Origin of the sequence: Vibrio tetraodonis, assembly GCF_003350295.1 — a bacterium.
In the GTDB taxonomy this organism is placed as follows: Bacteria; Pseudomonadota; Gammaproteobacteria; order Enterobacterales; family Vibrionaceae; genus Vibrio; species Vibrio tetraodonis.
In genome coordinates, this window is record NZ_QLYY01000015.1 from 148332 (window position 1) to 161411 (window position 13080).

The window sequence follows — 13080 nt, forward strand, 5'->3', positions numbered from 1 at the left end:
CAATCTAGCTGCTACTCTTTTTCTGCAAGATATGGGTCATCAAAGCCCATAGATTGCATTATCTCTGTCTCGAGGGATTCCATTTCTTCAGCTTCTTCATCCTCGATATGATCATAACCTAGCAGATGCAGGCTGCCATGTACAACCATATGAGCCCAGTGAGCCATTAATGGCTTGGACTGTTCCTTAGCTTCTTGTTCCACCACCTGTTTACAGATGACAAGATCGCCAAGAAGATCCATTTCTATTCCCATTGGAGCTTCAAAGGGAAAAGACAAAACATTGGTTGGTTTGTCTTTTCCACGATACTCAAGGTTGAGTTGATGGCTTTCACTGTCATCCACAATTCTCACCGTTACTTCCGCCTGCGATTGGAATTTGTCGACAGCGGATGTTAACCATAAGAGAATATCTTCAAAGCTGGGTAAACCTGTTTCTTCTTTGACTGCAATTTGAAGATCAAGTTCTATGCTCATGAGGGTTTTATCTCTGATGATGGTGTTTGCTGAGATGATCCAGCTTCCTGAAATTTAGCCTCGCGCTCTTCTCTACGTCGTTTCTCGTACTCTTTGCGTTCTTTTTGGTCTTGTGCTTCCCACTTCTCATAGGCGTTAACAATACGAGCAACGACTGGGTGGCGAACAACGTCATCTGATAGAAAGAAGTTAAAGCTGATTTCGTCGACTTCATTGAGAACCTCAATAGCATGACGTAGCCCTGATTTTGCTCCTCGGGGCAGGTCGATTTGTGTTACATCACCTGTGATGACAGCTCGCGAATTAAAGCCAATACGAGTGAGGAACATCTTCATCTGTTCAACTGTGGTGTTTTGGCTTTCATCAAGAATGATGAAGGCATCATTGAGTGTGCGACCTCGCATATAAGCCAGAGGAGCAACTTCAATCACGTTACGCTCGATGAGCTTTTCAACCTTCTCAAAACCAAGCATTTCAAATAGAGCGTCATAAAGAGGGCGCAAGTATGGGTCCACTTTTTGACTTAAATCCCCAGGCAAAAAGCCAAGCTTTTCTCCCGCTTCGACTGCAGGGCGGGTTAGCAAAATACGTCTAATTTCTTGGCGTTCCAAAGCATCCACGGCAGCTGCAACCGCTAGGTAAGTTTTCCCAGTTCCCGCTGGCCCAATACCAAAGGAAATGTCATGAGTCACCATATTGACTAGATATTGTGCCTGATTTGGAGTGCGTGGTTTTATGACACCTTTTTTGGTTTTGATGAAGACTTCCTTGCCATATTCGATATCGGACTGAGTGTCTTGTTCAAGAACCCCGGTTTCTTTGATGGCGAGGTGGATTTGTTCAGGTTCTATGTCTGGGATATTGCCTTTTACTGGCGCTGTGCCTACGTAGAGCGTTTTTATGATGTTTAGAGCTGCAGCAGAGGTATGGGGCTTACCCACTATGGTAAAAAAGTTGCCTCGGTAGCTGATCTCTATGCCTAAACGGCGCTCTAAGTGTTTGATATTGTCATCGAAGGGGCCGCAAAGGCTAGCAAGACGGCGATTATCAGAAGGTTCCAGATTGATTTCTAGAGTTACAATTTTATTGCTCAAAGTTGCCTCTCAATGTTTGCCATTAGCAGAGTCCGATTTCGACCGGACTCTCATGGCGCTATATTCCTCTATCTAAGATGGTCACTCAGATGACTATTTTCAAGGTTACGGAGTAAAGGTTGTTACTCCGAGTTCATCTTCGCGCTTTGTTCTCGCCATCATTTGGGTGGGAGAAATGACGGTTCTTAGGTCCATGTCTTTCTCTGTACGAATAATTTCGCCACGCAGTGAGTTAGCGAACACATCAGTGATCTTAACGTCCACAAATTGGCCTATAAGCTCTGCGTTACCCTCAAAATTCACCACACGATTATTCTCTGTACGTGCGCGAAGCTCCATTAGATTCTTTTTAGATGGCCCTTCAACGAGAACTCGCTGCTCTGTGCCAAGCATTAAGCGAGAATAACGCATTGCTTGGGCATTGATTGTTTGCTGCAACTCATACAGGCGATCTTTTTTCGTTTGTTCTGATAGATCACATGGATAATCAGCCGCAGGCGTCCCCGGGCGAGGAGAGAATATGAAACTAAAACTCATGTCAAAGTCGACATCTTTAATCAGCTTCATTGTTGCTTGGTGGTCCATATCAGACTCACCAGGGAAACCAACAATAAAGTCAGAACTTATCTGAATATCAGGTCGAGCTTTGCGTAATTTACGTATAATGGACTTGTATTCAATACCTGTGTGTGGACGCTTCATCATAGTCAAGATGCGATCACTGCCGCTTTGCACCGGAAGGTGTAAGAAGCTAACCAGTTCAGGTGTATCTTCGTAAACAGCGATAATATCGTCTGTAAACTCGAGAGGGTGGCTTGTAGTAAAGCGAATACGGTCAATACCATCAATCGATGCGACAAGACGAAGGAGTTCTGCGAAAGAGCACACATCACCTTCATGTGTTAAACCACGGTAGGCGTTCACATTTTGGCCGAGTAGGTTAACTTCTCTTACACCCTGGTCGGCTAGTTGTGCAATTTCAAATAGCACATCATCGAGTGGACGACTGACTTCCTCTCCCCGAGTGTAAGGAACAACACAGTATGTACAGTACTTAGAGCACCCTTCCATAATGGAAACGAATGCGGTAGCTCCTTCAGCACGAGGCTCTGGCAAGCGATCAAACTTTTCAATTTCAGGGAATGAGATATCCATAACAGGAGCATCATCATTTTGAGACTGTTTGATCATTTCAGGTAGGCGATGCAAGGTTTGAGGGCCGAAAATCACATCCACAAATGGGGCGCGCTCACGAATATGATCACCTTCCTGAGTGGCGACACATCCGCCAACACCAATCACAACACCTTGCTTTTTATCTTTGAGTGTTTTCCAGCGACCCAATTGGTGGAAAACTTTTTCTTGCGCTTTTTCACGGATAGAGCAGGTATTGAGGAGTAATACATCTGCTTCTTCTGGTTCTTCTGTCAACTCATAACCATTGGTTGCATTCAGTAGATCGGCCATCTTTGATGAATCGTACTCATTCATCTGGCAGCCCCAGGTTTTAATTAGCAGTTTTTTACTCATGTTGTTCGCTCGATCGTTAGTTTAAATTAAGGGAGCAAATCGCCCAGTGTTGAACAGTATCGCCATTGTATTTAATTGGCTATATTTTAGCCTATGCTATGGCGTTAAGCCGCGTATTGTACTGGTTTAGAAACCTACTGACTAGAGGCACGAATAAAATCGTTTAATGGTCATGTTTTATAAGGGGTTTGACCATATCCGAGTTAAGGTTTTTGGTTACATTTGGATGATGAAAAAGTACAATGAAAGACTCGAACAACAGAAGTGTAAATTATGACCAAGTTTGATGTTGCCGTTGTTGGTGGTGGAATGGTAGGTGCTGCTGTCGCTGTTGGTTTTGCCAAGCAAGGCAGAAATGTAGTGGTCATCGAAGGGTATGTTCCCAACCCCTTTACATCAGACCAGCCAATGGATATTAGGGTTTCGGCTATCTCGCAGCACTCAGTCTCTATTCTTGATAAACTTGGTGCGTGGAGAAGCATTGCAGACAAACGAGTCTGCCCTTATCGCCGTTTAGAAACTTGGGAAAACCCTCAATGCCGCACCCGATTTCATTCAGACTTACTTGGAATCGACCAGCTTGGCTATATTGTTGAAAATCGAGTTATTCAACTCTCTCTTTGGGAGCAGTTTTCGCATTATTCCAATATCACAGTCCATTGCCCTGATAAGCTAGTTGAGATCGATTTCAGTCAGCCTTGTGCCCTCACTTTAGAATCTGGAGAAACCTTGAGTGCTGATCTAGTGGTTGGTGCTGATGGGGCCAATTCACAGGTACGTTCGTTAGTTGGCATTGGCGTTACAGCATGGGACTATCGTCAACATTGTATGCTTATCAATGTTGAAACCCAAAAGCCTCAACAAGATATTACTTGGCAGCAGTTTACTCCGTCAGGCCCTCGCTCTTTCCTGCCTTTGTGTGGGAACCAAGGCTCTTTGGTATGGTATGACTCTCCCAAGCGTATTAAGCAGTTGTGTTCCATGACCAATGAGCAGTTACGGCAAGAGGTGTTAGCTTATTTCCCAACAGAGTTAGGCGATATTAAAGTATTACAATTTGGTTCGTTTCCGCTAACTAGGAACCACGCTCAGACATATTCAGCGTCTGGATGCGTGTTAGTTGGCGACTCCGCACACACGATCAATCCGTTAGCTGGGCAGGGTGTTAATATCGGTTTTAAAGATGTTGACGCTTTGCTGGAGGTCACTTTTGGGCAGGACTTATACTCTCATCAGGCTTTAAAGCGTTATGAGCGAAAACGACGCCCAGATAACCTAGTTATGCAGTCAGGTATGGATATTTTCTACAAGACATTTAGTAATGACTTAGGGTTAGTGAAACTAGCGAGAAATGCGGCATTGAAAATAGCCGACAATGCAGGGCCGATAAAAAAACAAGTTCTGCGCTATGCCTTAGGGCTAAATTAAACCCAGTTAACCATAAAAAAACGCAGCAAGTTTGCTGCGTTTAGATAATGGAAGACGCTTAGTTATTTAGTAACACGTAGAACAGGTGTTTCACCTACTGAAACTGTACCAGACAGTTTGTTAAGTTCTTTGATCTCATCCATGTTGGAGATAACTACAGGCGTTAATGTTGATTTGGCTTTTTCTTCAAGAAGAGCCAAATCAAACTCAATGATGGTATCGCCAGCTTTAACGGTTTGGCCTTCTTCAGCGATGCGTTTAAATCCTTCACCTTTTAGTTCAACGGTATCGATACCGAAGTGAACGAAAAGCTCAACACCTTCGTCTGATTCAATTGAGAAAGCGTGATTAGTTTCGAAAATTTTACCTATAGTACCGTTAACAGGAGCTACCATTTCCGTGCCAGCAGGTTTGATAGCAATACCATCTCCGACGATTTTTTCAGCGAAAACAACATCTGGTACGTCTTCAATGTTTACAATTTCACCAGATAGAGGCGCAATGATTTCAATTGCATCTGCGTCAGCGCTGTCGTCAGATACTAGCTTCTTAAGTTTGTCAAACAGACCCATTGTGTCATGCTCCTAAGGTTTTTTGTTCAATTCTGTCGAATTATAGTATACCAATCTAGGAAGATAGACGACTATTTTTAGTCGACTATCGTATTGGTATCAGTTAATTATTACGACTTATCTGCAATAAATTTTTCTACAGCAGCTTCAATTTCGGCAGCAGTTGGTAGAGCAAGCGCTTTTTCAGCCATCTCTTTTACTTCGCTAAAGTTTGAGTTGCGTATTACTTTCTTCACTTTAGGGATAGAGATACCACTCATAGAAAATTCATCCAGTCCCATACCTAGAAGTAATAAGGTGGCGCGTTCATCACCAGCTAGTTCACCACACATACCTGTCCATTTTCCTTCTGCATGCGACGCATCAATAACTTGTTTGATCACGTTTAACACTGCAGGGGATAATGGATTGTACAAGTGAGAAATCATTTCGTTACCTCGATCGACTGCCAGTGTGTATTGGGTTAAGTCGTTGGTGCCGATAGAGAAGAAAGACACTTCTTTTGCTAAGTGATGAGCAATAGCGGCGGCAGCTGGCGTTTCAACCATTACGCCGATTTCAATGTTTTCGTCGAAAGCATGCCCTTCAGTGCGAAGCTCAGCCTTGTATTCTTCGATCGCCTTTTTAAGTTCACGTATTTCCTCAACGGAGATGATCATAGGGAACATGATGCGCAGTTTACCGTGTGCGGAAGCACGCAAAATACCACGTAATTGATCACGCAGAATTTCACGGCGATCTAAGCTGATACGCACTGCTCGCCAGCCAAGGAATGGGTTCATTTCCTGCGGCAGATCCATATAAGGGAGGTCTTTATCACCACCTATGTCCATCGTACGAATAATAACCGCTTCACCATTCATAGCTTCAGCAACTTCTTTGTACGCTTGGTATTGCTCTTCTTCGGTTGGAAGTGCATCACGGTCCATAAATAAGAACTCAGTACGGTAAAGGCCTACCCCTTCTCCGCCGTTACGCAAAACACCGTCACAGTCTTTGACTGTGCCTATGTTGCCGCAAACCTCAACGCGGTGACCATCTAAGGTTTCTGCATGCAGATCTTTAAGCTTTGCTAGCTCTTCTTTTTCAGCGATGAAAGCGTCTTTTACTGCTTTTGCTTCTTCAAGCTCTTTATCTGATGGATTGATAATGATTTTATTATTCATCGCATCAAGGATCAAAGTATCGCCGTTTTGAACTTTCTTAGTGATATCGTTAGTACCAACGATTGCCGGTAACTCAAGAGAACGGGCCATGATAGACGTGTGTGAAGTTCGCCCGCCAATATCACAAGCGAAGCCCAGGACATAATCTAAGTTTATTTGTGCCGTTTCTGAAGGAGTAAGATCGTAAGCAACCAAAATAACTTCTTGGTCTATATCGCTTAAAGATACGATGTTAATACCTAGTGCATTTTTTACAAAACGGGAGCCAATATCGCGAATGTCGGTTGCACGCTCTTTTAGATACTCATCATCGAGCGATTCAAGTGCAGTGGCTTGTTCTTCGATCACAGTATGAATAGCGTTATCGGCGTGCATTTTATCTTTTTTGATGAGAGTAAGGATTTCCTCTTCTAGCTCTTCATCTTCAAGAAGCATTATATGACCTTCAAAGATCGCTTCTTTTTCTTCACCAAATGTTTCCAGCGCCTTCTGCTTAACAGTCTCAAGCTGAGCCGTTGATTTGTCACGCGCTTCAAAGAAACGTGCGACCTCAGTGTCGACTTGCGCATCAGTGATAGAGTTGGTGTTTAGGACAATTTCATCTTCTTGGAGGAGTAATGCTTTACCAATAGCAATACCGGGAGATGCTAGGATGCCTGAAATCATAGCCTTACCTTAAATTGGTCAACTTAAAAACGGGAGAAAACGGGTGTGCTAACGATAATTTTTAGCTTATGTTTGGGTTTATTTCCAACAAAGCCATTTCGTTTTCACAAAATGGCTTTAGAAATGCGAGACCGGATTAGTGCAGTTGGTCCATAAGAGCAACAAGGTGATCAACCGCTTCTTGAGCTTGAGGGCCTTCTGCTGAGATAGTTACTTGAGTTCCTTTAACTAGACCTAGTGTTTGTAGTTTAAATAGGCTCTTGGCACTTGCACTTTTACCGTTAGAAGTCACTGTAATATCCGCATCAAAGCCTTTTGCTTCTTTAACGAATTGTGCAGCTGGGCGAGTGTGAAGGCCGTTCTCTGCAGTGATTTCTACTTGCTTCTCGTACATGTTATATACCCCAAATTGATTTATATTTTGATAGATTCTTAATTAGGTCCAGCTTAACCTCTAAATGAATGTTGTGACAAATACACGATACCCATTTAGTGGCATATATTAACCTAATTGCAAATTTTTCAGATATGATTCCGATCTAGGCCGGATTTCATAACCGATGCTAATTCTGGCTTCTTTTTTATTTTGAAGCTTAAAATAAAACTGCCCCGATATTACCAAAGGTGAGTCAGGGATCAACAAAAAAGCCCCTTTGAGGGGCTTTTTTCGAAGAAAAATTGATTTCATCACATATTATTGATGATTCTCTTTCTCCGTGAAGAGACCAGCGAACAGTGCAGTGCTCAAGTAGCGCTCACCTGAGCTTGGTAGCACAGTTACAATGGTTTTTCCTTTGAATTCAGGCAGCTCTGCTATTCTGTTAGCTGCTACGACTGCGGCACCTGAAGAAATACCAGCCAAAATACCTTCTTCTTCCATCAGACGCCTAGCCATATCGATCGCATCGTCGGATGTAACAGGTTCGACTCGGTCAATAAGCTCTAAATCCAGGTTGCCAGGAATAAACCCAGCGCCGATACCTTGAATTTTGTGTGGGGCTGGCTGAATTTCTTCACCAGCAAGTGCTTGAGCGATGACCGGAGATTCGGCTGGCTCTACTGCTACTGAGACAATCTTCTTACCTTTCTCACCTTTGATATATCGGCTAGTTCCTGTGATTGTACCGCCAGTGCCAACACCTGCAATAAAGACATCGATTTCGCCATCAGTTGCGTCCCAGATTTCTGGTCCTGTCGTCTTTTCATGTATTTCGGGGTTAGCAGGGTTACTGAATTGTTGGAGTAGCAAATACTTTTCTGGATTAGCAGCAACAATTTCTTCTGCCTTTGCGATGGCACCTTTCATGCCTTTAGCTGCCTCGGTTAGCTCAAGGTTAGCACCTAAAGCTTTGAGCAACTTACGACGTTCAAGACTCATGGACTCTGGCATGGTCAGTGTTAGTTTGTACCCTCGAGCCGCAGCAACGAATGCCAATGCGATGCCGGTATTGCCACTGGTGGGTTCGACAAGTTCTATACCGGGTTTTAGCTTACCTTCTTTTTCAGCTTCCCAAATCATGTTGGCGCCGATGCGGCATTTAACGCTAAAGCTTGGGTTTCGAGCTTCTATTTTTGCTAGAACCTTACCTTGACTCACCTTATTGAGTCTGACCAAAGGTGTGTTCCCGATGGTAAGAGAGTTATCTTCGTAGATTTTGCTCATATCATGATCCTTGGGTTGTTGAGCGCCTATGGTCTGTCTGGAGTAGAGACCGTGGACGACAGGTATGGGCCTTGAGAAACCCTGCATGGGTAGAAGAGTAGGCCAGTGATAAAACCTAGAGAAGGATTAAAAAGTTATAAGTTATTAGAATGAGAACAAGAGCATGTTATTAAAATTGAGTTGATGGTCTCCAGAACTAAGTATGATAGGCAAGGTCAACTAACGGCTTTCGCATTTGTTTTAGATGACCTTGCGTCGATCTGTCTGCAGATTAAACGCAGGTAACTCATCAATTTATCGTTTGAACTCTGAGACCCAGATAGCCGTTGCACCACATACGGCAACAGGCATAACAATGAGGTTTAAAATTGGGATAGTGGTGAAGATGGAAATGATTCCTCCAAAGCTATATGCTTTGGCCTGCTTTTGTTTCAAATCATTACGCATATCGTTAAAGCCGATTTTATGGTTATCAAATGGGTAATCGCAATACTGAATCGCGAGCATCCAAGCGGAAAAGGCAAACCAAACAATAGGACCAATTGTCTGTCCTAAACCAGGAATAAGTAACAAAATGAAAAGACCAATCGCTTTGGGCAATACATAGATAAGCTTGCGCCACTCCCTAGCCAAAATTCTTGGCGTATCCTTGATTACGGCAAGTATGTTGTCGTCATTGACTCTCTTTCCTGTCAGATGTTCTTCTACTTTTTCTGCCAGTAACCCGTTAAAAGGAGCGGCAACAAAATTAGCTAATGTGCTAAAAAAATAAGAAAAAGTGGCGAGAATGGTCAAGACTAATAGTGGCCACAGTATATAGGTTAGCCAAGAAAGAAAGCTTGGTAGTTGTCCTATAAAGTGTTCTATCCAAGTATCTAAATGTGAGAAGAGGTAAAACAGGGCTCCCCCTACCAGTAGAACATTTGCGAGTAAGGGAAGAATGACAAATTGGCGGATCCCCGGAGTAACGGCGAGCTTTAAGCCATAGAAAAAGTAACCGAAGCCGGAACGATGTCGTGTTGTTGGATTCATAAGCCTTAACTAAGTAATGAGGTAAAATTGAACGCTTTTTATCTTAACAAAGAAAAAAGCGTGGTCAAAATCACAACATTGTATGAACTTCTCACATTAAGCTGTTCTAAAACAGGTGAGAGTTTTGGTAAAGTTGTAGTAAGAGAAGGTTTAACATGGTTCGATAAGTTTGTTTACGGACTCAACGTATCGATTAATTTGAGAGTGGAACATGCAGGAATTGCGATTTGTACTCATAATCGTCGGAGCGATAGCGATTGCCGCGCTGTTGTTTCACGGCTTATGGACAAGCAAAAAAGAAGTTAAAGCTAAATTTGGTAGCAAGCCACTTCGTAAGTTAGATGTAGATAAAAACAAAGCGATTGAGCCAAGTACAGAACCGGGACAAGCCGTTGCGCCGGAAGATGATTTTGAAATTATTCGCAAGGTACGAAAAGAGCCGGGCTTTGTGTCGGATAATATCATCGCCGATCCATTGATTGACGGTTATCCTGAGCCAAATTCTGAGCAGTCTTTTGTTTCTGATGTTCAAGATAATGAGTCTGACGTTGATGATCCTTTGATGTCTGGCACTTCGCTGCAGGGCAGTGAGCCTTTTCATGCTAATTCTCAGAATAATGCTGGCATTAACGACGCTGAGAGTGTTGTAAGTTCAGAGGTAGAGGGGCCAACAACACAGCAGGATATGGAAGTGATAGTGCTCAATGTTCACTGCGCTGGGTCTGAGCCGCTGGTTGGCACTAAGTTATTTGATAGCATGCAGCAAAACGGTCTACTTTATGGTGAGATGGATATCTTCCATCGTCACTCTGACCTTTCTGGTACAGGAAAAGTGTTGTTTAGTGTTGCTAACATGATGCAACCGGGTACGCTTGCCCACTCGGACCCAGCTGAGTTTAATACTAAGGGCATTTCATTTTTTATGACCTTACCTTGTTATGGCGATCCAGAGCAAAACTTTAAGCTAATGCTTAAAACTGCGCAGCAAATTGCCGATGATCTTGGAGCGAATGTACTCGATGATGGTCGTAATTTAATGACGCCAAATCGTTTGGATGCGTATCGAGCTCAGATTCAGGAATTTAAGACTTTACAAACTGCCTGAAGAATAGAATATTTCATCAAAGGCTCCGAATGTCGGAGCCTTTCTTTTTCGTGTTTTGGTGAGTTTTTAAATAATTTGATCCTAAAAACAGCCTAAACTCAGTCCATTTTTAATCCGTCAGGCATGAATGGCCTAGCTATCAATTTTTAAACAGAGTGAATTATGCCTCTAGATATTCAAGAACAGCTCAATCAATTGCGTGAAACCTTACACTACCATGGTGTGAAATACTACGTTGAAGACAGTCCTGAAATCCCAGACTCAGAATATGATCGCCTGATGCGTGAGTTATTAGAGCTTGAGGCTAAGCACCCTCATTTGATGAGTCTTGATTCCCCCAGCCAACGAGTTGGAGGAAAGCCACTTGATGGTTTTGAATCTGTAAGACATGAGATAGCCATGCTGTCTCTCGACAATGCGTTTGACGATGATGAGCTTGATGCTTTTTATAAGCGTATGCTAGATCGTCTTTCTGTCACGGAGTTGGCACAGTTCTGTTGCGAACCTAAACTGGACGGGTTAGCCGTGAGTCTCTTGTACGAAAATGGTGTGTTGGTCCAAGCTGCGACTCGTGGTGATGGCACAACCGGAGAAAATATTACAGAGAATGTCCGCACCATAAAATCTATCCCACTTAAACTAAATGGTGACGGCTGGCCACCTCGCATCGAAGTTCGAGGCGAAGTGTTTATGCCAAAGCTTGGCTTTGAGCGACTTAATCAAAACGCCCTTAAAAAAGGGGAAAAAGTATTTGTTAATCCTCGCAATGCTGCTGCTGGCAGCTTGCGCCAGCTTGATTCCCGCATAACAGCAACACGACCTTTGAGCTTCTATGCATACAGCGTGGGTGTAGTAGAAGGTGGTGTATTATCACAAAGCCACTATCAACGTTTTGTACAACTAAAAGGCTGGGGGCTGCCCATGTGCCCAGAAACTCGTCGAGTATCGACTCTTTCAGAAGTTAAAGATTATTATCAAGATATTCTGATGCGCAGAGATGAATTGGCCTATGAAATAGATGGTGTTGTTATCAAGGTTGATAATATTGCTTTGCAAGAGCAGTTAGGCTTTGTTGCCAGAGCACCTCGCTGGGCTATTGCTTATAAATTCCCTGCTCAAGAAGAAGTGACGGTTCTTAATGATGTTGAGTTTCAGGTAGGTCGAACTGGCGCAATTACCCCAGTGGCTAAGTTAGAACCTGTGTTTGTTGGTGGTGTTACCGTTAGTAACGCAACTTTACACAACGCCGATGAAATTGCCCGTCTAAAGGTTAAAATTGGAGATAGCGTTATTGTGCGACGTGCGGGGGATGTGATCCCGCAAATTGTGTCCTATATCCAAGACCGCCGCCCAGCAAATGCAGAAGAAATCGTCTTCCCTAGTCAATGCCCCGTTTGTCACTCTCAAATTGAGCGCCTTGAAGGTGAAGCCGTGGCAAGATGTTCCGGTGGTTTGTTCTGTCAAGCACAAAGAAAAGAAGCGCTAAAGCATTTTGTGTCACGTAAGGCTCTGGATGTCGATGGGTTGGGAGAAAAAGTGATAGAGCAGCTTGTCGACCGAGAAATGGTGGAGACGCCTGCGGATCTATTTAAATTGTCTGCTGGTGTGATCACCGTTTTAGACAGAATGGGGCCCAAGTCGGCACAAAATGTGGTTGATGCTTTGAATAAAGCTAAATCAACCACGCTGGCTCGTTTCCTATATTCTCTTGGAATTCGTGAGGTGGGGGAAGCAACAGCAGCAAACCTCGCGCAGCACTTTAAAACTCTCGATAACATAAAAGCGGCAACCTATGAGCAATTGATTGAGGTGCCTGACATTGGAGGCATTGTTGCCAATCATATCATTGCTTTCTTTGCTCAAGAGAAGAATCAACAGGTAATAGATGACTTGTGCGCTCAAGGCGTGACTTGGCCTGATGTTGAAGAGCCTAAACATGATACCCCTCAGCCCCTTATGGGCAAGACGGTTGTGTTAACAGGATCCTTGTCTCAGCTATCACGAAATGATGCCAAGTCGGCCTTACAAAGTCTGGGTGCTAAAGTGACAGGAAGTGTGAGTAAGAAAACGGACATTCTTTTTGCTGGAGAAAACGCTGGCTCAAAGCTGGTGAAAGCACAGGAATTGGGCGTTGAGATAAAAACAGAGCAAGATCTTGTTGATTTAATATAAATAGAGTTTGTGTATCCTTCTCGGTACTTTGTCGGCATTGTATACGTGAGTTCTATGCCTCATCTATATACCAATATATTAAGTATTTGGGATTGGTATCTCAGATAATACTCAAGTTCTATTTACAGCCATCTCACAGGAGATGGTTTTTTTTTGGTGAAAATTATTGATGCTTT

At 43.3% G+C, this 13080-nt stretch carries 11 protein-coding genes; 3 read left to right on the forward strand and 8 right to left on the reverse strand.

Annotated elements, in window-relative coordinates; translation table 11 throughout:
• Positions 1–11: 11 nt before the first annotated feature.
• The 3 genes from ybeY to miaB form a co-directional block, all read right to left on the reverse strand.
• Positions 12–476 carry an rRNA maturation RNase YbeY gene (gene ybeY, locus DPF90_RS11905; protein WP_114786559.1) on the reverse strand — a complete coding sequence of 155 codons (465 nt, stop codon included), beginning with the start codon at positions 474–476 and terminating at the stop codon, positions 12–14.
• Positions 473–1570, reverse strand: coding sequence for a PhoH family protein (locus DPF90_RS11910; RefSeq protein WP_114786560.1), 1098 nt, complete (start codon positions 1568–1570; stop codon positions 473–475). The genes ybeY and DPF90_RS11910 overlap by 4 nt, the downstream gene beginning before the upstream one ends.
• A gap of 105 nt (positions 1571–1675) precedes the next feature.
• Positions 1676–3100, reverse strand: a complete 1425-nt coding sequence (gene miaB, locus DPF90_RS11915; RefSeq protein WP_114786561.1) for a tRNA (N6-isopentenyl adenosine(37)-C2)-methylthiotransferase MiaB — start codon at positions 3098–3100, stop codon at positions 1676–1678.
• A gap of 273 nt (positions 3101–3373) precedes the next feature.
• Here miaB and DPF90_RS11920 point away from each other — a divergent pair, with 273 nt between their 5' ends.
• Positions 3374–4528: a 2-octaprenyl-3-methyl-6-methoxy-1,4-benzoquinol hydroxylase gene (locus DPF90_RS11920; protein ID WP_114786562.1), complete on the forward strand. Its 1155-nt coding sequence runs from the start codon at positions 3374–3376 to the stop codon at positions 4526–4528.
• Between the two features lie 62 nt (positions 4529–4590).
• Here the strand turns inward: DPF90_RS11920 and crr are convergent, their stop codons facing one another.
• From crr to cysZ, 5 genes are all read right to left on the reverse strand, one after another.
• On the reverse strand, positions 4591–5100 hold the full coding sequence (crr, locus tag DPF90_RS11925) for a PTS glucose transporter subunit IIA (protein WP_114786563.1): 510 nt from the start codon (positions 5098–5100) through the stop codon (positions 4591–4593).
• 110 nt (positions 5101–5210) lie between these two features.
• Positions 5211–6932, reverse strand: coding sequence for a phosphoenolpyruvate-protein phosphotransferase PtsI (ptsI, locus tag DPF90_RS11930; RefSeq protein WP_114786564.1), 1722 nt, complete (start codon positions 6930–6932; stop codon positions 5211–5213).
• A 136-nt stretch (positions 6933–7068) separates the two neighbouring features.
• Positions 7069–7326, reverse strand: a complete 258-nt coding sequence (locus DPF90_RS11935) for an HPr family phosphocarrier protein (protein WP_114786565.1) — start codon at positions 7324–7326, stop codon at positions 7069–7071.
• Between the two features lie 300 nt (positions 7327–7626).
• Entirely contained in the window at positions 7627–8595 is a 969-nt protein-coding gene (cysK, locus tag DPF90_RS11945) for a cysteine synthase A (RefSeq protein ID WP_114786567.1), read from the reverse strand.
• A 294-nt stretch (positions 8596–8889) separates the two neighbouring features.
• Positions 8890–9627: a sulfate transporter CysZ gene (cysZ, locus tag DPF90_RS11950; RefSeq protein WP_114786568.1), complete on the reverse strand. Its 738-nt coding sequence runs from the start codon at positions 9625–9627 to the stop codon at positions 8890–8892.
• A 211-nt stretch (positions 9628–9838) separates the two neighbouring features.
• On the opposite strand from cysZ, the gene zipA reads away from it, so the two are divergent.
• Both zipA and ligA read left to right on the forward strand, forming a co-directional pair.
• Positions 9839–10732, forward strand: coding sequence for a cell division protein ZipA (gene zipA / locus DPF90_RS11955; RefSeq protein WP_114786569.1), 894 nt, complete (start codon positions 9839–9841; stop codon positions 10730–10732).
• Between the two features lie 162 nt (positions 10733–10894).
• Positions 10895–12904, forward strand: coding sequence for an NAD-dependent DNA ligase LigA (gene ligA / locus DPF90_RS11960; RefSeq protein WP_114786570.1), 2010 nt, complete (start codon positions 10895–10897; stop codon positions 12902–12904).
• The last annotated feature ends 176 nt before the right edge of the window (positions 12905–13080 follow it).